The 24,588-nt window shown below is 68.2% G+C and carries 23 protein-coding genes and 1 riboswitch; of the genes, 14 read left to right on the top strand and 9 right to left on the bottom strand.

Translation table 11 applies throughout. From position 1 onward, the window contains the following. Positions 1-55 precede the first annotated feature (55 nt). The 3 genes from mmsB to J2W14_RS05150 all read right to left on the bottom strand — a co-directional run bounded on the left by mmsB (position 56) and on the right by J2W14_RS05150 (position 4,252). Positions 56-1,324 carry a multiple monosaccharide ABC transporter permease gene (gene mmsB / locus J2W14_RS05160; RefSeq protein ID WP_307459291.1) on the bottom strand — a complete coding sequence of 423 codons (1,269 nt, stop codon included), beginning with the start codon at positions 1,322-1,324 and terminating at the stop codon, positions 56-58. 49 nt (positions 1,325-1,373) lie between these two features. Continuing rightward, the gene (gene mmsA / locus J2W14_RS05155) at positions 1,374-2,930 is read right to left on the bottom strand and encodes a multiple monosaccharide ABC transporter ATP-binding protein (protein ID WP_307459288.1); all 1,557 of its coding nucleotides are present in this window, start codon (positions 2,928-2,930) and stop codon (positions 1,374-1,376) included. 131 nt (positions 2,931-3,061) lie between these two features. Continuing rightward, positions 3,062-4,252, bottom strand: a complete 1,191-nt coding sequence (locus J2W14_RS05150) for an ROK family transcriptional regulator (RefSeq protein WP_307459286.1) — start codon at positions 4,250-4,252, stop codon at positions 3,062-3,064. Between the two features lie 299 nt (positions 4,253-4,551). Between J2W14_RS05150 and J2W14_RS05145 the strand changes: the two genes are divergently transcribed. Further along, a complete protein-coding gene (locus J2W14_RS05145; RefSeq protein WP_307459441.1) occupies positions 4,552-5,343 on the top strand; it encodes a nitrilase-related carbon-nitrogen hydrolase in 792 nt (263 codons plus the stop codon). On the opposite strand, the gene J2W14_RS05140 is transcribed toward J2W14_RS05145, so the two are convergent. Further along, on the bottom strand, positions 5,322-7,112 hold the full coding sequence (locus J2W14_RS05140; protein ID WP_307459283.1) for a PucR family transcriptional regulator: 1,791 nt from the start codon (positions 7,110-7,112) through the stop codon (positions 5,322-5,324). The genes J2W14_RS05145 and J2W14_RS05140 overlap by 22 nt on opposite strands. Positions 7,113-7,211: 99 nt before the next feature. On the opposite strand from J2W14_RS05140, the gene J2W14_RS05135 reads away from it, so the two are divergent. Further along, positions 7,212-8,753 (top strand): amino acid permease, encoded by a 1,542-nt coding sequence (locus J2W14_RS05135; RefSeq protein ID WP_307459281.1) that lies wholly within the window; start codon positions 7,212-7,214, stop codon positions 8,751-8,753. Further along, positions 8,750-10,453, top strand: coding sequence for a flavin monoamine oxidase family protein (locus J2W14_RS05130; RefSeq protein ID WP_307459278.1), 1,704 nt, complete (start codon positions 8,750-8,752; stop codon positions 10,451-10,453). The genes J2W14_RS05135 and J2W14_RS05130 overlap by 4 nt, the downstream gene beginning before the upstream one ends. A gap of 5 nt (positions 10,454-10,458) precedes the next feature. Here the strand turns inward: J2W14_RS05130 and J2W14_RS05125 are convergent, their stop codons facing one another. After that, complete coding sequence (locus J2W14_RS05125; protein WP_307459275.1) at positions 10,459-10,977, bottom strand: gamma carbonic anhydrase family protein; 519 nt, start codon at positions 10,975-10,977, stop codon at positions 10,459-10,461. A gap of 149 nt (positions 10,978-11,126) precedes the next feature. On the opposite strand from J2W14_RS05125, the gene J2W14_RS05120 reads away from it, so the two are divergent. Next, complete coding sequence (locus J2W14_RS05120; RefSeq protein WP_307459273.1) at positions 11,127-11,645, top strand: hypothetical protein; 519 nt, start codon at positions 11,127-11,129, stop codon at positions 11,643-11,645. Positions 11,646-11,717: 72 nt separating this feature from the next. Here J2W14_RS05120 and J2W14_RS05115 read toward each other — a convergent pair whose 3' ends face one another. Next, positions 11,718-12,155, bottom strand: coding sequence for a class I SAM-dependent methyltransferase (locus J2W14_RS05115; RefSeq protein WP_307459270.1), 438 nt, complete (start codon positions 12,153-12,155; stop codon positions 11,718-11,720). Between the two features lie 41 nt (positions 12,156-12,196). Then, a complete protein-coding gene (purU, locus tag J2W14_RS05110) occupies positions 12,197-13,057 on the bottom strand; it encodes a formyltetrahydrofolate deformylase (RefSeq protein WP_307459267.1) in 861 nt (286 codons plus the stop codon). A gap of 62 nt (positions 13,058-13,119) precedes the next feature. Beyond that, positions 13,120-13,205: riboswitch (ZMP/ZTP riboswitch) on the top strand. 172 nt (positions 13,206-13,377) lie between these two features. Here purU and glyA point away from each other — a divergent pair. From glyA to J2W14_RS05060, 10 genes are all read left to right on the top strand, one after another. After that, positions 13,378-14,679, top strand: coding sequence for a serine hydroxymethyltransferase (gene glyA / locus J2W14_RS05105; RefSeq protein ID WP_307459265.1), 1,302 nt, complete (start codon positions 13,378-13,380; stop codon positions 14,677-14,679). A 3-nt stretch (positions 14,680-14,682) separates the two neighbouring features. Next, on the top strand, positions 14,683-15,615 hold the full coding sequence (locus J2W14_RS05100) for a bifunctional methylenetetrahydrofolate dehydrogenase/methenyltetrahydrofolate cyclohydrolase (RefSeq protein WP_307459261.1): 933 nt from the start codon (positions 14,683-14,685) through the stop codon (positions 15,613-15,615). A 216-nt stretch (positions 15,616-15,831) separates the two neighbouring features. Next, on the top strand, positions 15,832-16,782 hold the full coding sequence (locus J2W14_RS05095; protein WP_307459257.1) for an ABC transporter ATP-binding protein: 951 nt from the start codon (positions 15,832-15,834) through the stop codon (positions 16,780-16,782). A 79-nt stretch (positions 16,783-16,861) separates the two neighbouring features. Continuing rightward, on the top strand, positions 16,862-17,680 hold the full coding sequence (locus J2W14_RS05090) for an ABC transporter permease (RefSeq protein WP_307459438.1): 819 nt from the start codon (positions 16,862-16,864) through the stop codon (positions 17,678-17,680). Continuing rightward, on the top strand, positions 17,677-18,510 hold the full coding sequence (locus tag J2W14_RS05085; RefSeq protein ID WP_307459254.1) for an ABC transporter permease: 834 nt from the start codon (positions 17,677-17,679) through the stop codon (positions 18,508-18,510). The genes J2W14_RS05090 and J2W14_RS05085 overlap by 4 nt, the downstream gene beginning before the upstream one ends. 89 nt (positions 18,511-18,599) lie before the next feature. Further along, positions 18,600-19,175, top strand: coding sequence for a hypothetical protein (locus tag J2W14_RS05080; protein WP_307459251.1), 576 nt, complete (start codon positions 18,600-18,602; stop codon positions 19,173-19,175). Positions 19,176-19,185: 10 nt separating this feature from the next. Then, positions 19,186-20,019 carry an exodeoxyribonuclease III gene (locus J2W14_RS05075; RefSeq protein WP_307459248.1) on the top strand — a complete coding sequence of 278 codons (834 nt, stop codon included), beginning with the start codon at positions 19,186-19,188 and terminating at the stop codon, positions 20,017-20,019. A gap of 17 nt (positions 20,020-20,036) precedes the next feature. Next, positions 20,037-21,170, top strand: coding sequence for a tryptophan--tRNA ligase (gene trpS / locus J2W14_RS05070; protein ID WP_307459246.1), 1,134 nt, complete (start codon positions 20,037-20,039; stop codon positions 21,168-21,170). A gap of 4 nt (positions 21,171-21,174) precedes the next feature. Further along, the gene (locus J2W14_RS05065; protein WP_307459243.1) at positions 21,175-21,843 is read left to right on the top strand and encodes a 2'-5' RNA ligase family protein; all 669 of its coding nucleotides are present in this window, start codon (positions 21,175-21,177) and stop codon (positions 21,841-21,843) included. Positions 21,844-21,949: 106 nt separating this feature from the next. After that, positions 21,950-22,954, top strand: a complete 1,005-nt coding sequence (locus J2W14_RS05060; protein ID WP_307459435.1) for a YihY/virulence factor BrkB family protein — start codon at positions 21,950-21,952, stop codon at positions 22,952-22,954. Here the strand turns inward: J2W14_RS05060 and J2W14_RS05055 are convergent. Further along, positions 22,911-23,681 (bottom strand): alpha/beta hydrolase family protein, encoded by a 771-nt coding sequence (locus J2W14_RS05055; RefSeq protein ID WP_307459239.1) that lies wholly within the window; start codon positions 23,679-23,681, stop codon positions 22,911-22,913. The two genes, J2W14_RS05060 and J2W14_RS05055, sit on opposite strands and share 44 nt — an antisense overlap. Before the next feature lie 124 nt (positions 23,682-23,805). Beyond that, positions 23,806-24,588 carry a succinate dehydrogenase iron-sulfur subunit gene (locus J2W14_RS05050; RefSeq protein ID WP_226774031.1) on the bottom strand — a complete coding sequence of 261 codons (783 nt, stop codon included), beginning with the start codon at positions 24,586-24,588 and terminating at the stop codon, positions 23,806-23,808.

The following is a 24,588-nucleotide window of genomic DNA, read 5'->3' as shown; positions in this document are numbered from 1 at the left end:
GATGGTGTGCGGAGAATCGTGAAATGAGTGTTACGGGAACGGACCAGGGAGCGAATTAGATGCCCCTGGAGATGACCTCTTTGGTGGAGGTGGTCTCGTCAGCCTTCAGCTCGCTGCTGCGGCCGAAGTTCTTGAACATCAGGCCGATGATGGACTTCTTGCCCTGGGACTTGTTGTAGACGTCGAAGGCGACGGCGATCAGGAGCACGAGGCCCTTGATGATCTGGGTCAGGTCGGCGCCGACGCCGAGCAGCTGCAGGCCGTTGTTCAGCACGGCCATCACCAGGCCACCGACGATCGAGCCGATCACGGTGCCGACGCCGCCGGTCACCGCGGCGCCGCCGATGAACACGGCCGCGATGGCGTCCAGTTCCCAGCCGACGCCGTCGAACGGGCCCGAGGCGGTGGAACGGCCCACGAAGATCATGCCGGCGAGGCCGGCCAGGACGGACATGTTCATCATCACCAGGAAGTTGACCTTCTTGGACTGCACGCCGGAGAGCTCGGCTGCGTGCCGGTTGCCGCCGACCGCGTAGATGTGGCGGCCGATGACGGTCTTGGAGGAGATGAACCCGTAGATGATCACCAGCGCTGCCAGGATCAGGCCCGGGATCGGGAAGGACGTGCCCGGCCGGCCGGTGGCGAAGAGGTACGTCGCGTAAAGGATGGCGCCGCAGATCAGGATCAGCTTGACGATGCTGACCCAGGCTTCGGGCACCTCGGCGCCGAGGGCCTTGGCGTTGCGGCGGGAGCGGATCTCACTGAAGACCACGAACGCGACGCCGAGCAGGCCCAGCAGCAGGGTGAGGTTGTTGTAGCCGATGTTCGGCCCGATCTCGGGCAGGTAGCCCGAACCGATCTTCTGGAAGTCGGCCGGCACCGGGATGGTGTTGGACTTGCCGACGTACTGGTTGGCGCCGCGGAAAATCAGCATGCCGGAAAGCGTGACGATGAACGCCGGGATGCCCACATAGGCCGTCCAGAACCCCTGCCAGGCGCCGATCAGCACTCCCAGCCCCAGCCCCATCAGGATGCCCAGGTACCAGGGGATGCCCCAGTCCCGGATAAAGAGGGCCACGCAAACGCCCACGAACGCCGCAACCGAGCCAACGGAGAGGTCGATGTGGCCGGCAATGATCACCAGGACCATGCCGATGGCAAGGATCAGGATGTAGGAGTTGCCGTTGAAGAGGTTGATGACGTTGCCCGGGGTGAGCGTCCGGCCATCGGTTGCAATCTGGAAGAAGATGATCAGGGCCACCAGGGCGAAGATCATGCCGAATTGGCGGGTGTTGCCGCCAAAGAGCTTCTTGAGCGCGTTCATTGTTTCAGTCCTTGTTTCCGGAGGGTACGGAGCAGTTGGCCACAGCGGGTCAGGCGGTTTTACGGGCCGAAGTCATGAGTTTCATCAGCGTTTCCTGGCTGGCTTCGTCCTTGTTGAGCACGCCGGTAATGGCGCCTTCGAAAATGGTGTAGATGCGGTCCGAGAGGCCCAGCAGTTCGGGCAGCTCCGAGGAAATCACGATGATGCCCTTCCCCTGGTTCGCCAGCTGCTGGATGATGCCGTAGATCTCGTACTTGGCGCCGACGTCGATTCCTCGGGTGGGCTCGTCCAGGATCAGCAACTCAGGGTCGGTGAACATCCACTTCGCCAGCACCACCTTCTGCTGGTTGCCGCCGGAAAGCTTGGCCACGCCCTCCTCCACCGACGGCGCCTTGGTCCGCAGGGACTTGCGGTACTGCTCGGCGACGGTGAACACCTTGTTGGCGTCGATCACGTTGTGTTTGCTGACCTTTTTGAGGTTGGCCGAGACAGTGGTGGCCTTGATGTCATCCAGCAGGTTCAGCCCCAGGGACTTGCGGTCCTCGGTGACGTAGCCCAGTCCCGCGTCGATCGCCTGCTTGACGCTCTTGAGTTCGACGTCCTTGCCGTCCATGTGGATCTGCCCGGAGAGGAACCGGCCGTAGGACCGTCCGAACACGGAGCGGGCGAGCTCGGTGCGCCCGGCGCCCATCAGCCCCGCGAAGCCGACGATCTCGCCCCGGCGGACAAAGAAGTTGGAGTTCTTGCAGACCATGCGGTCCTGGACCTGCGGGTGGCCCACATTCCAGTTCTTGACCTCGAAGAAGACCTCGCCGATCTTCGGCTCGTGGTCCGGGAAGCGGGATTCCAGGGTCCGGCCCACCATGCCCTTGATGATGCGGTCCTCATCGACTCCGTCGGCCTTGACGTCGAGCGTCTCGATCGACTTGCCGTCACGGATGATGGTGATCGAGTCCGCGATCTGCTCGATCTCGTTCAGCTTGTGGGAAATGATGATGGACGTGATGCCGCGGCCCTTCAGGCCAAGCATCAGGTCCAGCAGGTGCTGGGAATCGGATTCGTTCAGGGCGGCCGTGGGCTCGTCGAGGATGAGCAGCTTCACCGATTTGTTCAGGGCCTTGGCGATTTCGACGAGCTGCTGCTTGCCGACGCCGATTTCCTTGATCGGGGTCTCCGGGTCCTCCCGGAGTCCGACGCGGGCCAGCAGTTCGGTGGAGCGGATCCGGGCCTCGGCCCAGTCGATCACACCGCGCTTGGTGGGTTCGTTGCCCAGAAAGATGTTCTCCATGATGGACAGTTCCGGGATCAGCGCGAGCTCCTGGTGGATGATCACAATGCCGGCGTGCTCGCTGGCCCGGATGTCCTTGAACTGCTGGACCTCGGCCTGGTAGACGATGTCGCCGTCGTAACTGCCGTAGGGGTAGACCCCCGAGAGCACCTTCATCAGGGTGGACTTGCCGGCGCCGTTCTCGCCGCAGATCGCGTGGATCTCACCGGCCTTTACCCGCAGGTTCACCTCGGACAATGCTTTAACGCCGGGGAACTCTTTGGTGATGGAGCGCATCTCGAGAATAATCGGATCGCTGTGCGTGTTGAGGGACGTCATCTGCCCTTACGCCTCCAATGCATGACTTCGTTGTCCGCCCCTGCAAACCGCAGGGTCGTCTGATGGAAAAGTAAACTGGATCACGGCCCTTGTCGTCAAGTCTTTAACGCAACAGCCCGATAACGAAAAGCTCAGCCGCGTCGGATTCCGGCGTGCTGGAAGACCAGAGCGGTCGCGCCCAGGGCCTCGGCACGGTCCCCCAGGGAGGACATCGTGAGCGTCGTCGTCTCGCCGATCACGGGCACGGCGTGCCGGACCAGGCCCCGCCGGATCGGGTCCAGCAGCAGCTCGCCGAGGCCCGCCAGCGGGCCGCCCACCACGATCACTTCGGGGTTGATCAGGTTGGCCACGTTGCCCAGCGCGCGGCCGACGGCGAGCCCGGCGTCGTCCACCACGCGCAGGGTCGCGGAGTCCCGGGCGAGGGCCTTCCGGACGATGTCCTCCGGGGTGAGCGGCGCGTCCTCCCCGCGGCCCAGGAGCTCGATCATGGTGGTGGTGGAGGCGATGGTTTCCAGGCAGCCGCGGTTCCCGCAGCGGCAGACCAGCCCGTGCTCGTGGATGGTCGCGTGGCCGATTTCGCCGGTGATCCCCACGTTGCCGTAGTAGGGCATCCCGTTCAGGATCAGTCCCGCGCCGATGCCGGATCCGATCTTGAGGAACAGCAGGTTGCTGATGCCGGTGTGCGGCCCCCAGGTCACCTCCGACAGGGCCCCGAGGTTGGCGTCGTTGTCAAGGAAAACCGGGAGATCCAGCGCCTCCTCAAGGCGTTGCAGGATGTTGATGCCCACCCATTCGGGCAGGATGGCGCCCTGCGCCACGGTCCCGGTGCGGCGGTCGATGGGTCCCGGGATGCCGACGCCGGCCCCCACGACCGCGCTGCGCTCCACGCCGCTGCTGGCCAGGAGCCGGTCCAGCAGTCCGACGGCAGCGGTGATGCCTTCCTCGGCGTGGTGGCCCAGGGGGAGCAGGACCGATTCCTCGGCGATCACGTGGTAGCTCAGGGAGGCGAGGACAACCCGCAGGTGCCGGCGGCCGAAGTCGATCCCGACGGCGACGGCCCCGTTGCTGTTGAGCCGGACGTTCAGGGCCCGCCGGCCGGAGCTCGTGATCGGTTCGGTGGAGGCCAGCCCGGCGTCCTGCATGATCTTGACGATGTTCGAGACCGTGGCCGTGGAGAGGCCGGTCTGCCGTGCCAGTTCCGCCTGCGTGGAGGGCCCGGCGAGAAGGCACTCAATGATCCGCTGTTGATTCAGATGCCGGAGCGCGGATTGCGATCCGGGGTTTTTGGTTCGGCTCCTCGTTGAGCGCGTTGGTGAGGGCATGCAATGAAGATTGCCCCATCCGCGTCTTGTAGTCAAGAAGTTAACGCATGATAGCTCCGGAAGTCGGCTGACGGGGCCGGGGCGGGGCGCCGCGCCGTGTCGGACGGGGCCCGCTGCCGGGGCCGGTGCGGGGCGCGGCGCCGTGTCCGACGGGCCCCTGCGGGGGCCGGTGGGGCGTTCCGTCCCGCTTTCCCGGCGGCCGGGCGGAAATGCACCGGGACGGCGATGCCGCCGGGTGGCTACGCTGGAGGAGCGAGAGTCCGCCGCCAAGGGCGGACCCTAAGGACGCTGAGGTGGTAATGGTGCTACTGGCCGTGATGCAGGCGAACGCCGCCGTGCTGGACGTTGATGCCAATTGCGCTGCGGTGGATGCCGCCGCCGGCAGGGCCGCCGCGGCGGGCGCCCGGCTGCTCCTCACCCCGGAGCTTTTCCCGGTGGGGTATGCGCCCCTCCGGCTGCGGGCGGAGCTTGACCCGGCGACGCTGCCCTCCATTCGGACGGCCCTGGCGGAAATTGCCCGCCGGAACGGCATTGCGCTGGTCTACAGCCTCCCCGCCGTCACCCCGGCGGGGGCATGGCTGATCACGGCCACCCTCGTCGATCAGAACGGCGAGGAGCTCCTCAGCTACGCCAAGGTCCACCTCTTCGGGCCGGAGGAGCGCCAGGCGTTTGTCCCCGCCGCGGCCAGTCCCGGCGTCGTGGACTTCCTTGGGGTCAGGACCTCACTGGTGATCTGCTACGACGTGGAGTTCCCGGAGGCCGTCCGTGCCGCCGCGGTGCGCGGCGCCGAACTGCTGCTGGTGCCGACCGCCCTCGCCGAGGGATTCGACGCCGTGCCGCAGGTGCTGATCAGGGCGCGGGCCCTGGAGAACCATCTGACGGTGGCCTACGCCAACCACTCGGGAACGGAGGACGGCTGCGACTTCCTGGGCGGCAGCGTCATCGCAGCCCCGGACGGCGGGCTCCTGGCCGAGGCCGGCACCGGGGCCGAGCTGCTGTTCGCCGAGCTGCCGGAGCCCGGCGCGGCCGGGCACGAGGTGGCGTACCTGGATGATCTCCGGCCGGAGCTCTACCGCTCCTGGGGCAGCTGACCGGTTCCGGACTCCGGGGCGTCCGGCGCGGCAGGAACGGCCGGCGCGGCCTGCGCCGCAGGGACGTCGGGCGCCGCCGGCATCCCGGGCAGCTCGTCCGTGTACTGCAGGGCGATCCAGAGTTCGGCCCGGGCCTGCGCCTGGTTGAGATCCAGCTCCAGCAGCTCCGCGAGCATGCCGATCTGCCGGCGGATGCTGTTGCGGTGCAGGCCGGTGGCTTTGGCCGTGGCATCCCAGCTGCCGTTCTCGCCGAGCCAGGCGCGGAGGATCCCGAGCAGGGTGTCCCGCCGCTCCGGTGCCAGCGCCAGCACGGGTGCCAGCAGCCGGGCGGCCAGCATGGCGCCGGCTTCCTTGCCGAGCAGCCCGGCCACAGACCACGTCACGTCATCCACCCGGACGCTGCGTCCGGTGGTCCCGACCCGGCCGCGGAGGGACCAGGCCCGCTGGTACGCCTCCGCCAGTCCGGAGAGCTCGGTGGCGCTGCCGACCACGAGGCGCCAGCCGAGCCGTTCCACACCGGCGAGCAGCGCGTCGTCGACCTTCAGCCGGGTGATGGCGGCAAAGCCGGAGTCGGTGAGCTCCACCAGCTTGGTGTCAAACATCCGCCGCCATTCCAGTAGCTCCCGCACGGGACTCTCGACGGGGCGGCCGGCGCGGCCCGGCGCGGCGGCTCCCGGGGCGTCGGGGGTCCCGGCCGCCTCCGGGCGGAGGCCCAGGACCACGCGCAGCTGCCCGGACCGGGTGGAGGAGACGCTCTGCGCCAGCAGGTCCTTGAGCCCGTTGAGGTGGCGGGTGCCACCGGAGACCAGACTGTCCGGATGCAGCAGCAGCGCGGTGGCCAGCTGGCTGGGGGCCAGAGAGCCGCTGGTGCGCTGGCGCACCAGCAGTTCCAGCAGCCCGACGGCGGTGGAGACAACACTGTTCTGGGCCGGGGTCAGCGGGGCGTCGGTGCCCAGGACCAGGGCGCCCAGATTGGCGTCCCGGGTGCTGCGCAGGGGATACCCGAACACCAGCGCCGAACCTGCCGTGGCGAACGAGTCCAGCTCCACGCGCGGGCCGCTGCCGGAGAGCAGCCTCGCCAGCAGCGGCTGCAGCGTTGCCGCATCCACGCCCGGCGTGGCGGGGGCTCCCGCTGCGCCGGCGGTTCCGCGGGCACGCACCCGCCCGTCGGCGCCCACCAGGACCGCCCAGACCGGAACCCGCTGCACGAGGGCGGCCAGGAGCTCGTGTTCCGGCCGTGCCGACAGCACCGCGCGCATCAGCTGCCGGTTCGTGTCCGCGAGCTGCCGGAACGTCGTGGCGTTGTCCGACTCCAGCAGCTGCGAGAATGCCAGGCCGACGGCGGCGAAGGGAACGGTCTTCGGGACGGCCACGAGGGTCAGGTTGTGCCGCCGGCAGGCCTGCACGACGGCGTCTGGCACCGCGTCGAAGTAGGGCTCCAGGCCGAAGCCCAGGGCGGAGACGCGCGCGCCGACCAGCCGCCGCACGTAGGCGTCCACGAGTTCCGCGGCGCCGCCCCCGCCCAGGAACGGGAGGCCGGCGGTGAGCAGGAATTCGCCGTCGAGCAGGTACGGGGTGGGGTCCTCCAGCTCGCTGGGCTCCACCCAGCGCAGCCGCTCGGCCCCGCTGCCGCCGTCGTGCAGGACCGTCAGCTCCGGCGGCAGCTGGCGCAGGAACTGCGCCAGGGTGACGAAACCCAGCCGCTCGGCGTCGTCAGCAGGGTTGCCGTGGACGTCCAGGGCTGAGTGCTTAGGTGCATTAAGTCTCATGACTGACGACTATAGGTCATTTTGCACAACCGTGAGAGCTGGCTCACAAGCCTAGGCTGGACCGGGGAAAAGACCACTACTGAAGAACGGACGTCAACGATGACTGTGCCAACTCTTATTGGAGAACGGCCACCGGCCACCACGGGCCGTCCCGGACTGACCGCGCAGCTGCTTCGCCGCAAGCCGATCGGACAGCTCGTCAGCGAAGCAGAAAACGGCCACGGCGGCACGCGGCTGGTCCGCAGCTTCGGTGTGCTGCAGCTGACGATGATCAGCGTCGGCGCCACCCTCGGCACCGGCATCCTGGTGATCCTGGGTGAATCCGTGCCGCTGGCGGGCCCGGCCATCTGGATCTCCTTTGCCATCGCCGGCGTCGCTGCGCTGCTCTCCGCCGTCTCGTACGCCGAAATGGCCGGAATGGTGCCCGCGGCAGGATCGAGCTACTCCTACACGTACGCGACCATGGGCGAAGGCATGGCCTGGATCTGCGGCTGGTGCCTGGTGCTCGAATACGCCGTCTCCGTGGCCGCCGTCGCCGTCGGGGCCGGCCAGTACGTCAACGAGGCCCTCCACGTCTTCGGCCTGGCCCTGCCGGATGCCCTCTCGCAGCCGCCCGGGGACGGCGGAGTGCTGAACGCGCCGGCGATCGTGATCGTGGTCCTGGCCATGGCGCTGCTGGTCCGCGGCGCCAGGGAAAGCGCCTGGATCAACACGGCCATTGTGGTGATCAAGGTCGGCATCCTGGTGTTCTTCTGCGCCGTGGCTTTCACCGCTTTCAATGCCGCACACTTCGAACCGCTGCTGCCGATGGGCGCCGCCGGCGTCTCCGCCGCCGCCTCCCGGGTGTTCTTCTCCTACATCGGGTTCGACGCCGCCTCCACGGCCGGCGAGGAAGCCCGCAACCCGAAGCGCGACCTGCCCCGGGCCATCCTGCTCTCCATGCTGATCGTCACCACCATCTACGTGCTCGTCGCGGTCGCCGCGATCGGCGCGCGGCCCTGGGGCTGGTTCGACGGCACCGAAGCCGCCCTCGTGAAGATCCTGGAGGAGACCACGGGGCAGCCCTGGATTGCGCTGGTGTTCGCCGTCGGGGCCGTGCTGGCCATCGCCAGCATCGTGCTGACGGTCCTCTACGGCCAGACCCGCATCCTGCTGTCGATGTCACGGGACGGCATGGTGCCCAAAATCTTCGGCCGCGTCTCGCCCCGCACCGGCACCCCGGTGGCCGGGACCCTGATCGTGGGCACCGCCGTCGCCCTCACCGCGGGTCTCGTCCCGCTCGGGGCCCTGGCGGACGCCACCAGCATCGGCACGCTGTTCGCGTTCGCCCTGGTCAACATCGCCGTCATCCACCTGCGGCGCCACCGGCCCGAACTCACCCGGAGCTTCCGCGTCCCGCTGTTTCCGCTGACCCCCATCCTCGGCGCCGCCATGTGCGGCTACCTCATGCTCAATCTCGGCGCCGACACGTGGGTGGTCTTCGGACTGTGGATGCTGGTGGGACTGGCCGTCTACTTCGGCTACGGCCGCCGGCACTCCCGGGTAGCGGCGCTCAGCCACGAGGAATACCGTGAACTATCCGGCGCAGCCCCCTCCGACACCCCGCCCACGCCCGAACCGATGAAAGCACACCACTCATGACAACCGCCACAGAACTCCCGGCCCCCCGGCCGGCAGCGCCCGGCGCCGGCGACCAGGCCCCCATCACCATGCTGAATCCCGACTTCCCGTTCAGCTACGACCACTACCTGGCCCATCCGGACGGCCTGGGCGCGATCCCGGCCGGGCTCCACGGAACCGAAGTGGCCGTCGTCGGCGCCGGTCTCTCCGGTCTGGTGGCGGCCTACGAGCTGATGAAACTGGGCCTGCGCCCGGTCCTCTACGAGGCGGACCAGATCGGCGGCCGGCTGCGGACCGCGAGCTTCCCCTCCGCCGCCGGCGTCGTGGCCGACCTCGGCGGGATGCGCTTCCCCGTCTCCGGCAAGGCGTTCTACCACTACGTCGAGCTGCTCGGGCTGGAGACCCAGGAGTTCCCCAACCCGCTGGCGGCGGCGACCTCCAGCACGGTGATCGAGCTCGCCGGGCAGAAGCACTACGCGCGCACCCCGGCGGACCTCCCGCCGTTCTTCCGGGAGGTCGCGGAGGCCTGGAAGGCTGCAGTGAACGACGGCGCCAAGTTCGCCGAGATGCAGGACGCCATCCGCGCGCGGGACACCGCCCGGATCAAGGAGCTGTGGAACGCGCTGCTGCCGCTGCTGGATGAACAGACCTTCTACGGGTTCATCGCCGGCAGCGACTCGTTCAAGCAGGCCGGGTTCGCCCACCGCGAGGCGTTCGGGCAGGTCGGCTTCGGCACCGGCGGCTGGGACACGGACTTCCCCAACTCCATCCTTGAGATCCTGCGCGTCGTTTACACCGACGCCGATGACGCGCACCGGCTCATCGCCGGCGGGGCGCAGCGGCTCCCGGAGGCACTCTGGCAGCACGCGCCGTCGGGCATGGTCCACTGGCCCGAGGGAACGTCGCTGGCCTCGCTGCACGCCGGTGCCCCGCGGGGCGCCGTGGACCGGATCGCCCGGGACGGCAGCGGCGACTTCCGCATCCGGGAGCGGTGGGGCCGCGAGGCGGCCTATCCGGCCGTGATCACCACCTGCCAGTCATGGCTGCTGTCGACGCGGATCCACACCGAGGAAACCCTGTTCCCGGCAGAACTGTGGACGGCGATCGAACGCTCCCACTACATGCAGTCCTCCAAAACCTTCGTGATGGTCGACCGGCCCTTCTGGAAGGACATCGACCCGGCGACGGGCCGGGAGGTCATGTCCATGACGCTGACCGACCGGCTGAACCGGGCCACCTACCTGCTGGATAACGGGCCCGAGCAGCCCGCGGTGATCCTGCTCTCCTACACCTGGAACGATGACGCGCTGAAATGGCTGTCCCTGGACGCGGACCAGCGGGTCGAGCTGATGCTGCACTCGCTCGAGCAGATCTACCCGGACGTGGACATCGCCAGCCACATCGTCGGCCAGCCCATCACCGTCTCCTGGGAGGCGGACCCCAACTTCATGGGGGCCTTCAAGGCCAACCTGCCGGGACAGTACCGCTACCAGCAGCGCCTCTTCAGCCACTTCAAGCAGGACCGGCTCCCGGAGGGGCAGCGCGGGATCTTCCTGGCCGGGGACGACGTGTCCTTCACCGCCGGCTGGGCCGAGGGCGCCGTGACCACCGGACTGAACGCCGTCTGGGGCGTCGTCAACCACCTGGGCGGGTCAGCGGCGGCCGGGAACCCGGGACCCGGCGATCTGCTCGACGAACTGGGCCCGATCTCCCTGGACTGAGGCCCTCAGCCGTGCAGTTCGCGGTGCGCCCGGGCGAGCTCCTGGTAGTGCGCCGCGTTCTGCTTGACGCCCGCGAACTCCTCGTCGGTCAGTTCGCGGCGGACCTTGGCCGGCACGCCGGCGACCAGCGAACGGGGCGGAACCACGGTGCCTTCCAGCACGACGGCGCCGGCGGCCACAAGCGAGCCGGCGCCGATCACGGCGCCGTTGAGGATGGTGGCGCTCATGCCGATCAGGCAGTCGTCCTCGACCGTGCAGCCGTGCACGACGGCGCTGTGCCCGACGCTGACCCGGGCGCCGACCGTGCAGGGGAAGCCCGGGTCGGCGTGCAGCACCACGTTGTCCTGCAGGTTGCTGCCGGCGCCCACGCTGATCGCGGCGGTGTCGGCCCGGACGGAGACGCCGTAGAAGGCGCTTGAGTTCTCGGCGAGCGTTGCCCTGCCGATCACCGAGGCGCTCGGTGCGATGAAGGAGGATTCGTGGACGGCCGGGGTGTCCCCGGCGAAAGCGTAAATGGGAGCCATGCCTCCAGCCTAGGACACACCCCCTCCCCGTTGCGCTATCACTTGTGGTGGTTCTCAGGGCTGAGAACCACCACAAGTGATAGGTCAACGGGGGTTGAACGGGCGTAGGATCGGGGCCATCAAAGGCCCTGTCCGGGAGGTGGTCCGTGATGACGGAAAGCGGGAAGTTCCGACGACTGATGCGGCGGCTGGAGGAGTGGGACCGCCTCGACCCGGCCGTCCGGGCGGCGGAGCCGCTCGCGGGCCGACTGGTGGCCAACCCCCGGCTGCGCAGCTTCTTCCGGGGTGACGCCACCGGCAGCATCCCGCATGCGGTCGCCACCGATGTGCCGTTCGGGGCCTGGTTCATGGCGATCTTCCTGGACCTCTTCCCCGACGAGGGGACCCGCCGGGCGGCCGCGCGGCTGGTGGCCCTCGGCGTCGTCGCGGCCGGCCCCACCGGAATCACCGGCTGGGCCGAATGGGCCCGGGCGGACCGTGCCACCCGACGTGTCGGCGTCGTCCATGCCGCGGCGAACGGCACGGCGACGCTGATTTTCCTGGCCTCATGGGCCGCACGTTCCCGCGGCCGGCACGACCTGGGCGTGCGGCTGGCCCGGCTGGGCGGCGTCCTGCTGATCGCCGGGGGTTTCCTGGGCGGGTACATGCGCAGCGTGCGCCGCCCCTGACCCCGTTGACCTATCACATATGGTCACTCTGAGCGCTGGGAACGACCAAAAGTGATAGCTCAACGGGTGTTTTTAGGCGGGCGGGGCGGGGGAGCGGAGCACGGTGAAGCCTGGGCCCTGTTCGCTGACGTCCGGTTCGGGATGGCGGCCTTCGGGGAGGACGACGGCGATCGGCGCCCCGGGTGCGGCCACGCGCTCCAGTTCCCGGACGACGTCGTCCCATTCCTCCGGGGGCAGTCCCGCGAGGGCGTCCACCGCCCACACAGAGGGGAAGACCGAGTCGGGGAAGGGCAGCGAGCCGGCCGGAGCGACCGAGGCTTCCAGGCCCCGGGCCCGCGCCGAATGGATGTTCTCCTCGGACGGGTCGACGCCGGTGAAGTGGATGCCGGACTGGACAAAGCGCAGCCCGTCGGAGCCCTGGCCGCAGTCCAGGCCCAGCACACCCCGGCGGTCCTCAGCCTTGAGCAGGGCCACGAACTCGGTCAGCGGGTCTTCCGGGGAAAGTGCCATACCCCTATTCAATGACCGCCGTCAGCTAAAAACAACCGGTCTCAGTTGAAAACAACCGTCCGGTTCCCGTCCAGCAGGACCCGGTGCTCGGCATGCCACTGTACGGCCTGGGCCAGCGTGCGGCCCTCCACGTCGCGGCCCATCTGGACGAACTGCTCGGCCGTGCGCCGGTGGTCCACCCGGATGACTTCCTGTTCGATGATCGGCCCCTCGTCCAGGGCAGCCGTCACGTAGTGCGCGGTGGCGCCGATGAGCTTCACGCCCCGGGCGTGCGCCTGGTGGTAGGGCTTGGCGCCCTTGAAGGACGGCAGGAAGGAGTGGTGGATGTTGATGGCCTTGCCGGTCAGCTGCTGGCACAGTTCGTCGGAGATGATCTGCATGTAGCGGGCGAGGACCGTGAGCTCGATGTCATGCTCGGCCATCAGCGCCCGCAGCTGATCCTCGGCCTGGACCTTGGTGTCCGGGGTGACCGGGATGTGGTGGAAGGGGATGCCATAGAACTCCGCCAGGCCGGCCAGGTCCCTGTGGTTGGAGACGATGGCCGGGATCTCGATGGGCAGGGTGCCGGAGCGCTGCAGGAACAGCAGGTCATTGAGGCAGTGCGCTGACGTGCTGGCCATCAGCAGGGTGCGGACCTTCCGTCCGGCCGGGTTGAGGCTCCACTGCATCCCGAAGGCCTGGGCCACGGGCTCCAGGGAGGCCTGAAGCTCCAGCTGGGAGGACGCCGTCGTGGCCTCGACGCGCATAAAGAACGTGCCCGTGCTCTGGCTGCCGTACTGCTGCGAGTCCGTAATATTGCAGCCCGCGACGAGCAGGGCGCCAGCCACGGCGTGCACGATTCCGGGGCTGTCCGGGCAGGAGAGGGTCAGGATATAGGAGGCAGTCAGCTGGTCGTCAGTCACGGAAGACAAGCCTACCCGCGGTCAACCCGCTGCTCGGTCCGGGCCGCCGGACTGCGGTAGTCTGGAACGGTCGCAACTGGCGTTGGGTGGCTAACCACCAGGGAGCGGCACTCACGAAGACCACGGATCGTACGCCTGGGCCGAGGGTCATGTTTTTCCGGTTGGCAGCACACCGCTGCCGGCCCGCATCGGCGCCCCACTGCGGGTGCCGGCCCCTTGTCACGTCCCCGGTTCCCGGGACCGTAATCTAGGGGCGCCGCCGCGGGCCAGCCGGTAACCTGACCTTAAGCAGTGCCCGTTGCCTAGCCAGGAGTTCCCCCGTGACCACCTCTCTTAGCCTTTCCTCAGCCGCCGTGAGCAACCAGCCACTGGCCGACCTTGACCCCGAAATCGCCGCGGTCCTTGCCCAGGAGCTGGGCCGCCAGCGCGGCACCCTGGAAATGATCGCCTCCGAAAACTTCGCCCCGCGCGCCGTGATGGAAGCCCAGGGCTCGGTCCTGACCAACAAGTACGCCGAGGGTTACCCCGGCCGCCGCTACTACGGCGGCTGCGAGTACGTTGACATCGCCGAGCAGCTGGCGATCGACCGGGTCAAGGAGCTCTTCGGCGCCGAATACGCCAACGTCCAGCCGCACTCCGGCGCCCAGGCCAACGCCGCGGCGCTCTCCGCGATGATCACCCCGGGTGACAAGATCCTGGGCCTGTCCCTGGCCCACGGCGGCCACCTGACCCACGGCATGAAGCTCAACTTCTCCGGCAAGCTCTACGACGTCGCCGCGTACCAGGTCGAGCAGGACAACTTCCGCATCGACATGGACAAGCTCCGCGCGCAGGCCATCGCCGAGAAGCCGAAGGTGATCATCGCCGGTTGGTCCGCCTACCCGCGCCACCTCGACTTCGAGGCCTTCCGCTCGATCGCCGACGAGGTCGGCGCCCTGCTCTGGACCGACATGGCGCACTTCGCCGGCCTCGTCGCCGCCGGCCTGCACCCGAGCCCGGTGCCGTACTCCGACGTCGTCACCTCAACCGTGCACAAGACCCTCGCCGGTCCCCGCTCCGGCGTGATCCTGGCCAAGAAAGAGTGGGCCAAGAAGATCAACTCCAACGTCTTCCCGGGCCAGCAGGGCGGCCCGCTGATGCACGTGATCGCCGCCAAGGCCGTCGCGTTCAAGATCGCCGGCACGGAGGAATTCAAGGAGCGCCAGGAGCGCGTCCTCGAGGGCGCCCGGATCATCGCCGACCGCCTGAACCAGTCCGACCTGTCCGACGCCGGCGTGTCCGTCCTGACCGGCGGCACCGACGTGCACCTGGTCCTGGTGGACCTGCGCGACTCACAGCTCGACGGCCAGCAGGCCGAAGACCTCCTGCACTCGGTCGGCATCACGGTCAACCGCAACGCCGTGCCGTTCGACCCGCGCCCGCCGATGGTCACCTCCGGACTGCGCATCGGCACCCCGGCCCTGGCCACCCGCGGCTTCGGTGCCGAGGAGTTCACCGAGGTCGCCGAGATCATCGCGACCGCCCTGAAGGCCGGTGCCGCCACCAACATCGAGGCGCTCCAGTCCCGCGTGGACAAGCTCGCCGCCGACTTCCCGCTGTACCCGCAGCACGAGCAGTGGTAGGCCATGACTTCTGCTGAGACTGCACACACGGCTGAAACCGCCCGGATCCTCGACGGCAAGGCCACCGCCGCCACGATCAAGGCCGAGCTGACCGAACGCGTGGCCGCGCTCAAGACCCGCGGGATCGTCCCGGGCCTGGGCACCATCCTGGTCGGCTCCGACCCGGGCAGCACCTGGTACGTCGGGGGCAAGCACAAGGACTGCGCCGAGGTGGGCATCACCTCCATCCGCCGCGACCTGCCGGAGGAGACCAGCCAGGAGGAACTGCTGGCCGTGGTCCGGGAGCTCAACGAGAACCCGGAATGCACCGGCTACATCGTCCAGCTCCCGCTGCCCAAGCACATCGACCAGGACGTCATCCTGGAGGCCATGGACCCCGACAAGGACGCCGACGGCCTGCACCCGATGAACCTGGGCCGGCTCGTGGCGAACGTCAGCGGCCCGATGAAGTCCCCGCTGCCTTGCACCCCCAAGGGCTGCGTGGAGCTGCTCACCCGGCACGGCATCAGCCTCAGCGGCAAGCGCGTGCTGGTGGTGGGCCGCGGGGTCACCATCGGCCGCCCGGTGGGGCTGCTGCTCACCCGCAAGGACGTCAACGCCACGGTCATCCTGGCGCACACCGGCACGGTCGACCTGCCCGCCGAGCTCCGGCAGGCCGACGTCGTGATTGCCGCGGCCGGCCAGCCGCACATGATCAAGGCCGGCGACCTCAAGCCCGGCGCCATCGTGCTCGACGTCGGCGTCAGCCGCGTCGACGACGGCTCGGGCAAGGCGGTGGTCACCGGAGACGTGGACCCCGCCGCTGCCGACGTCGCCGCCTGGCTGTCCCCGAACCCCGGGGGAGTGGGCCCCATGACCCGCGCCATGCTGCTGGCCAACGTGGTGGAAACCGCGGAACGCCACCTGGCCGAGGCGGACCACTCCGGCGCCGCCTGATCCGCCTGAGCCGCCTGTCCCGGGGCGCCCCCTCCCACCCGGAGGTGGCGCCCCGGGCCGTTTAACGCCCCGGACATCACGGAATGGCCAACGTCTGGATTTTTTGCGAAAAGACTCTTTCATAGTTCGGCGGGATCCACTACCGTGATTCGGGTGCCTGAACTAGTCTCCAAAGAAGAATCCCCAGCCAAGGAAGCCTCCCAAAAGGACGCCTCAGTGAGCAGCCCCGCCGAATCCGGCCCGCCGCAGTATGTGATCACCGCCGAAAACCTGACGAAGCGCTACGGCGACGTCGTCGCCGTCGACGGCATCTCCTTCTCCGTGCCCGCCGGTGAGGCCTTTGGCCTGCTGGGCCCCAACGGCGCCGGCAAGTCCACCACCATGAAGATGATCGGCGGCGTGTCCCAGCGGACCTCCGGGAGCCTGAGCATCATGGGCCTGGACCCGGACCAGAACGGGCCGGAAGTCCGCGCGCACCTGGGCGTCGTCCCGCAGCAGGACAACCTGGACGAGGAACTCAAGGTCCGGGACAACCTCCTGGTCTACGGGCGCTACTTCGGGCTGCCCATGAGCTACCTCCGGCCCAAGGCCGACGAGCTGCTGGAGTTCGCGCAGCTCACGGACAAGGCCAAATCCAAGGTCGACGCGCTCTCCGGCGGCATGAAGCGCCGCCTCACGATCGCCCGCTCCCTCATCAACGAACCCCGGATCCTGCTCCTGGACGAGCCCACCACCGGGCTGGACCCGCAGGCCCGGCATATCCTCTGGGACCGGCTGTTCCGGCTCAAGGAACAGGGCGTCACGCTGATCCTCACCACCCACTACATGGACGAGGCCGAGCAGCTCTGCGACCGCCTGATCGTGGTGGACAAGGGCAGGATCATGGCCGAGGGCTCGCCCGCCAGCCTGATCCGCGAGTACTCCACCCGCGAGGTCCTCGAGCTGCGCTTCGGCTCGGAACGCAACGCCACCGTCGGCACCGAACTCGAAGGCATCGGCGAACGGCTGGAAACCCTGCCGGACCGCGTCCTGATCTACGCCCACGACGGCGAGGCCGCCCTCGAGGAGGTCTCCGCCCGCGGACTGCACCCGGTGACATCGCTGGTGCGCCGGTCCTCGCTCGAGGACGTCTTCCTGCGCCTGACCGGACGGAGCCTCGTTGACTAGGAAAGCCGGGCTGCCCGAACAGCCGGCCGCGACCGGACCGGCGGCCGGCGCGGCCCCGGGCGGCACCGCCCCTGCCGCCCTGCGCGCCCACTCGCCGGAGGTCTCGGCCGCCCGGGCCCGGCGCTGGGGGTCCCTCTACTTCGCCGAACACGTCCTGCGGGTGATGAAGAGCTACGGCTGGACCATCGTGATGTACGGCGTCGGGCAGCCCGTCGCGTACCTCTTCGCCATGGGCGTGGGACTGGCGACGCTGGTCGACACCAACAGCGAGGCCGGCTTCGGCGGCGTCAGCTACCTGACCTTCATCGCGCCGGCGCTGCTGATCTCGGCCGCCGTCATGACGGCGGCAAACGAGTTCACCTTCCCGGTGATGGACGGTTTCAAGTGGCGCCGGATCTACTTCGGACCGCACGCCTCGCCGCTGACGCCGGAGCAGATCGCGCTCGGCCAGATCATCGCCGTGACCGTGCGCTTCCTAGTGCAGTCCGCCATCTACTTCGCGGTGGTGGCGCTGTTCGGGGCGGCGCCCAGCGGCTGGGGCTGGGTCTCGATCCTGGTCGCCACCCTCTCCGGGCTGTCCTTCGGGCTGCCGCTGATGGCCTACGCCGCCTCGATCAAGGAGGACAAGGGCCAGTTCGCCATGGTGATGCGCTTCATTGTGATGCCGCTGTTCCTGTTTTCCGGCACCTTCTTCCCGCTGGACACCCTGCCTCTCGCCGTGCGCTGGATCGGGTGGATCTCACCGATCTGGCACGGCACCGAGCTGGGCCGGGTCTTCAGCTACGGCTATGAGGAGCCCCCGCTGCTGACCATCCTGCACCTCGTCTTCCTGCTGGCGCTCACCGTGGCGGGCTGGGTCCTGACCAAGCGCCAGTTCATCAAAAGGATGGGCGGATGAGCGCCCTCACCACCAGCCACAGCGCGACCGAGGCCGCCCGGAACCGGAAGTTCGGGCCGCTGTATTCCCGCAACGTCCGCGCCGTCGTCGCCCGCGGGTTGATGGCCACCAAAAGCAGCAACTGGATGGTCATGCTCTCCGGCTTCTTCGAGCCCGTGCTGTACCTGATCTCGATGGGGGTCGGGCTCGGCGCGATCGTCGGCACCGTGCAGGGCCCCGGCGGCGGGGAGATCTCCTACGCCGCCTACATCGCCCCGGCGCTGCTGGCCGTGTCCGCGATGAACGGCGCGGTCTACGACTCGACCTGGAACGTGTTCTTCAAGATGAACTTCGCCAAGCTGTACCAGGGCATGCTCTACACGTCCCTGGGCCCGCTCGACGTCGCGATGGGGGAGATCTTCCTGGCCCTGCTGCGGGGCCTGATGTACGCCACGGGGTTCACCGCGGTGATGGGTCTGATGGGGCTGATCACGACGCCGTGGGCGATCCTGATGATCCCGGCCGCGGTGCTGATCGCGTTCGGCTTCGCGAGTTTCGGCATGGGCATCACCAGCTTCATGAAGACGTTCCAGCAGATGGACTGGATCAACTTCTTTATGCTGCCGATGTTCCTGTTCAGCGCCACCTTCTACCCGCTCAGCGTCTACCCGCAGTACATTCAGTGGCTCATCCAGGCCATGCCGCTGTGGCACGGCGTGGAATTGCTCCGCCAGATCAGCGTGGGCATCTTCACCCCGGCGACGGCGGTGCACGTCGGCTATTACCTCGTGATGATCGCCTTCGGCGTGCTGCTCACCACCGGCCGGCTGCGCCGGCTGTTCCTCAAATAAGGCCCGGGTCCGACGCCGGTTCGGGCGCCCCGCGTTCGCCCCGGGTGGAAGCGGCCCGGGCCGATGCGAGGGTTTGCGATAATAGGCTCATGCAATCTCTGGGCAACCCCGCGTCTTCCAAGCCGTCCGCGAACACCACCGCCGCAGGCAAGTTCTCCATGTTCCGCATCAGCGGACCCGGGATGATGGTGTTTATCATCGCCTTCGTCGTCGCGGTCATCTTCGCCGCGAACCAGAACGACGTCGTCGGCTGGATCGTGGCGATCATCGCCGGCTTCTGGCTCGCCCTGGCCTCCTTCGTGGTCTTCAGCATCCAGAAGGCGGCCCGGAAGGCCGGCGCCAGGCTCACCGAAGCGCAGAACGCCTTCAACGCGGCCGCCGGCCGGGCGCCGTCGTCGGACAGTGTCGACCACGGCGGCACGCGCCTCGTGCAGGTCCGCCGCGAAGCCGATGAGGTCCGGGACATGAAACTCGACCACTCGTTCAAAATTGTCCAGGTGCAGGTCCGCGTCGTCGAGCAGGAACGGGCGAAGGGCGCAGCCTCGGACCAGGAAACGATCCGCCGGGCGCTCGAGACCATCGAGATCACCGCCACCAACGCGCGGGACATGATCAAGTCCTCCGGCGGCACCGACGAACCTGTCGCCGGAACCATTGTCGACTAGAGTGGATCGGGTGAGTTCGGCATTGAAGAAGGACAACCTTCGCATCGCATCAGTCAACGTCAATGGCCTTCGTGCCGCCTACCGGAACGGCATGGCGGAATGGCTGGAGCCCCGCGAAGTCGACATCCTCTGCCTGCAGGAGGTCCGCGCGCCTGACGCGATCGTCCGCGAGCTGCTCGGCGAGGGCTGGTACATCCTGCACGCGGAAGCGGAAGCCAAGGGCCGGGCCGGCGTCGCCATTGCCTCCCGGACCGAACCCCTGCAGACCCGGTCGGGCATCGGGGACGACTACTTCGCGACCGCCGGCCGCTGGGTCGAGGCCGACTACATCGTCCGCAACGCGGCCGGGGAGGCCTCGCAGCTGACCGTCGCCAGCGCCTATGTGCACTCCGGCGAGGCGGGCACCCCGAAGCAGGACGACAAGTTCCGCTTCCTCGACGTGATGGTCGACCGGCTTCCCGAGCTGGCCAAGCACAGCGACCACGCCCTCGTGGTGGGCGACCTCAATGTCGGCCACACGGAACTGGACATCAAGAACTGGAAGGGCAACGTCAAACGTGCCGGCTTCCTGCCGGAGGAGCGGGCCTACTTCGACCGTTTCTTTGGCGAGGATATCGGCTGGAAGGATGTGCACCGGGGCCTGGCGGGTAACGTCGACGGCCCCTACACCTGGTGGTCGCAGCGGGGACAGGCCTTCGACAACGACACCGGCTGGCGCATTGATTACCACATGGCCACGCCCGCTCTCGCTGCTGCGGCAGTGTCAGCCGTTGTTGACCGGGCGCCGTCCTGGGACACACGCTTCTCCGACCACGCCCCGCTGGTAGTGGACTACCGGCTCTAGTCTTAAGGCTCCCACGAATGACTTCTCCTTCCACTGTGACCCCGGTCAACGACGCTGACGCCGAAGCCGGCACAGCCGCCGACGTCGCCACAGCCGCCGCCGCTGGCTCCGCCTCTGCCGTCCCTCTGGGGGTCCGGCAGCGCATCCTCTCGGGCATGCAGCCCTCGGCGGATTCCCTGCACCTGGGCAACTACCTCGGCGCCCTGGTGAACTGGGTCCGGATGCAGGATGAGTTTGACGCCATCTTCTTCATCCCGGATCTGCACGCGATCACGGTTCCGCAGGATCCGGCCGAACTGGCCCACCGCACCCGGGTCACGGCCGCGCAGTACATTGCCGGCGGTGTGGACGTGGACAAGTGCACCCTCTTCGTCCAGTCCCAGGTGCCTGAGCACGCCCAGCTCGCCTGGGTGCTGAACTGCATCACCGGCTTCGGCGAGGCCTCCCGGATGACCCAGTTCAAGGACAAGGCCTCACGGCACGGCTCGGACCAGGCCAGCGTCGGCCTGTTCACCTACCCGGTCCTGCAGGCCGCGGACATCCTCCTCTACCAGCCGCACGGTGTGCCGGTGGGCGAGGACCAGCGGCAGCACGTGGAGCTCAGCCGCGACCTGGCCCAGCGCTTCAACTCCCGCTTCGGCGAGACCTTCAACGTTCCGGCGCCTTTTATCCAGAAGGAATCGGCGAAGATCTATGATCTGCAGCACCCCACCGCCAAGATGTCCAAATCGGCGGAATCACCGGCGGGGCTGATCAACCTCCTGGACGACCCCAAGGTCATCGCCAAGCGGATCAAATCCGCGGTAACGGACGCGGAGACGGAGATCCGCTTCGACCGCGAGGCCAAGCCCGGGGTTTCCAACCTCCTGACCATCTACTCGGCGATCACCGGGCAGAGCGTGGAGTCCCTCGTCGCCGCCTACCAGGGCAAGATGTACGGCCACCTCAAGGTCGATCTCGCCGAGGTCGTGGCGGAGCGGCTGACCCCCATCCGGGACCGTGCCAACGAGCTCCTCGCCGATCCCGCGGAGCTTGACCGGCTGCTGGCGCTTGGCGCCGACAAGGCCCGCGAGATCGCCTCGGTCACCCTGCGCGACGTCTACGCCAAGGTGGGGTTCCTGCCCTACGCCGGAACCCAGGGAGTCCGCTAGCGCAATGTCCTCCGTCAGCAAAGTCACCGCCAACGCGCCGGCCCGCAGCACGGCGCGAGCCGGCAGCAGCAGCACGGCTCAAGAGAACCAGGATGCCGGGGGCGACGGGCAGCGCAGCGAAGGCATCAGCATCGGCGTGATCCTGGGGTTCCCGACGGAGATCGCCGAGGAGCTCCAGCGCTGGCGGGCGTCCTTCGGTGACCCCATGGCGGGCGTCATCCCCGCCCACATCACGCTGGTGACCACCACCATGACCCAGGACTGGGAGGCCACGCGCAACCATGTGCGTGACGTTGCCAGCAAGCAGGAGCCCTTCAACGTGACTATCGCCGGGACCGGATCCTTCCGGCCGGTCTCTCCCGTGGTCTTCCTCAACGTTGAGGACGGCTTCGGGGACTGCGTCAGCCTGCACGAGCAGCTGCAGACGGGACCGCTGGAGCGGGACCTGCCGTTTGCGTACCACCCGCATGTTACCGTCGCCCACGACGTCGCCCCCGAGAGCCTCGATGAGGCCGAGACGGCGCTCAAGGATTACAGGGCCACGTTCCCGGTGGCTAGCATGGGACTCTACGAGCACGATGACAACGGCATCTGGCAGTTACGGGAAGAGCTTGACTTTGGGACCGAATCTGACAACGACCGAGGCGAGGACGGTGTCGCGGGCGCCCGCTGAGCCGCCCCTTCCCACCGATCTGGCCGGGCTGAAACTCGAGGTCATCCGGAAGCGGGTCGACTGGAGCAAGGTTCGACGCTCCGGCGGCGGGGGCATGGCGTCGCTGATGGCGATGGTGCCGTGGCTGCTGGCCCGGCTCAATACCGTCCGTCCGCTCCGCGCCTTCCAGCACTACAACCTCCAGCACGGCCCGCTGATGAGTGCCGGCATCGGGTTCAGGATGTTCTTCTCCGTCACGGGCCTCTTGGCTACCGGGTTCTCCCTGGCCGGTCTCTTCCTGAGCGGACAGCCCGCGCTGCTGGACCAGATCATCAGGAGCGTCAACATGACCGCGCCCGGCCTCCTGCAGGTCGACGGCAGCGAGGGACTGGTTGACCCCTATGAGCTGCTGAACCCCGCCAGCCTGGGCTGGGCAGCGGTGATCGCCGGCGTCATTACGGTCTTCACGGCCCTGGGCTGGATCAGCGGCATCCGGGACGGCGTGCGGGGCATGATGCAGCTGGGCCCGCGGGGGATGAACCCGGTCCTGCAGATCCTGCGCGACGCCGGCACCCTGGTCCTGCTCGGCGTTGCGCTCGTGACCAGCGCCGCGGTCTCGCTGGTGTTCGGCACGGCCGCGGACTGGGTCACCGCCCAGCTGAACCTCGATCCGCTGCTGGCCGGGCCCCTGACGACCTCGGTGACGATCCTCGTGCCGCTGCTGCTCGGCTGGGGCACCGCCCTGATCATGTTCCGGGTCGCCGCGGGGCTGAAGGTGGCCCGCCGGTCCCTGCTGGAAGGAACCGTCCTCGCCGCGGTGGGCACCACCGTGCTGCAGATCTTCAGCACCCAGCTGCTGGCCAGTGCCGGACGGAACCCCATCCTGGCGCCCTTCGCGATCATCATCGGCCTGCTGATCTGGTTCAACCTGGTCAGCCAGGTCTACGTCGTCTGCGCCGCGTGGGTGGCGGTCCGGGAGCAGGACCTCCGGCTGGCGCCGGCCGGCAAAAAGACCGGGTGGGGCGCCCGCCGCGTCCAGCCCGGCAAGACCCCCGTGGAGCCTGGGGAGAGCCCCCGTGCCACCGCGGCTACACGGTGGCGTCGAGGTACTGGTCGGCCCAGGCTGAAATAATCTTCGCGGCGCGGGCCGCCTGGCCCTTGGCCGTCAACAGGTGGTCGCTGCCCTCCAGCGACACGAAGCTGCGCGGATGCCGGGCCGTCTGGAAGATGGTGCTGGCATTCTCGATGCCGACCGTGTTGTCGGTGGGGGAGTGCAGCACCAGCAGCGGCTTCCCCAGCCGGCGGATGCAGTCGGTCAGGTCAGCGTTCTCCAGGTCCTCCACGAAGTGCCGGCGGATCTCCACCCGTTTGCCGCCCAGGTCCACCTCGGCGCTGCCCTCGCTGAGGATCCGGTCCAGGGCCGCGTCAAAGACGTGGGCCACATGCTTGGGCGAAAACGGCGCACCCACGGTGGCGACGGCGTCGAGCTCCGGGATCTCCTGCGCGGCCGCCAGGACGGCGGCTCCGCCAAAGGAGTGGCCCACGAGCAGCGAGACCGGCCGGCCGGAGTCGCGCATGAACTCTGCGGCCTTCACGGTGTCCGCGACCTTGTGGCTGAAGGAGCCCTCCGACCAGAGTCCGGCGGATTCGCCGAGGCCCAGGTTGTCGAAGCGGAGCATGCCCACCCCGTTGTCCGCCAGCGCCTTGCACATCCGCGACGCCGAGGGGCTGTCCTTGCCCAGCGTGAAGCCGTGCGAGAACACGCCCCAGCCCTTCACCGGCCCCTCGGGGACGTCGACGATGCCGGAGAGGAGTTCGCCGGTGGAACCCTGGAAGGAGACTTTTTCGGAGCGGGACACGGGGACCTTTCGTTCAGCGGTACGACGACGGCGCCCCCACCCGAGAGGTGAGAGGCGCCGTCGTCGTGATTCTCTTAGTTCTAGCTCTGTTGGTCTGGCTCTGTTGGTGCTGGCGAGCCAGCCGCTAGATCTTGCGGGACAGGATGGCCTGCTTGACCTCAGCGATTGCCTGCGTGACCTGGATGCCGCGGGGGCATGCCTCGGTGCAGTTGAAGGTGGTGCGGCAGCGCCACACACCTTCCTTGTCGTTGAGGATCTCCAGGCGCATGTCGCCGGCATCATCACGGGAATCGAAGATGAAGCGGTGCGCGTTGACGATAGCCGCCGGGCCGAAGTACTGCCCGTCGGTCCAGAACACCGGGCAGGACGAGGTGCACGCGGCGCACAGGATGCACTTGGTGGTGTCGTCGAAGCGTTCGCGGTCCTCGGCGGACTGCAGGCGTTCCTTGGTGGGCTCGTGGCCGCGGTTGATCAGGAACGGCATGACCTCGCGGAAGGACTGGAAGAACGGCTCCATGTCCACGATCAGGTCCTTCTCCACGGGGAGGCCCTTGATCGGCTCGACCGTGATGGGCTTGGACGTGTCCAGGTCCTTCAGCAGGGTCTTGCAGGCGAGGCGGTTGCGGCCGTTGATGCGCATGGCATCGGAACCGCAGACACCGTGCGCACAGGAACGGCGGAAGGAGACGCTGCCGTCGATTTCCCACTTGACCTTGTGCAGGGCATCGAGGACACGGTCCGTGCCGTACATGGTCACGTGGAAGTCATCCCAGGTGGACTCGTCGGAGACCTCCGGGTTGTACCGGCGCACGCGCAGGTGGACGTCGAAGGACGGGATGTCCCCGCCGCCACCGATGTGGGCGGGCAGTTCGATCTTGGAGGCTGGCTCAGCAAGTTCAGCGGTCAT

The sequence above is a fragment of the Pseudarthrobacter oxydans genome, from assembly GCF_030812335.1.
Classification (GTDB): Bacteria; Actinomycetota; Actinomycetes; order Actinomycetales; family Micrococcaceae; genus Arthrobacter; species Arthrobacter oxydans_B.
The sequence above is the reverse complement of the archived record's forward strand: the minus strand, read 5'-3'. Positions and strand labels throughout refer to the sequence as shown.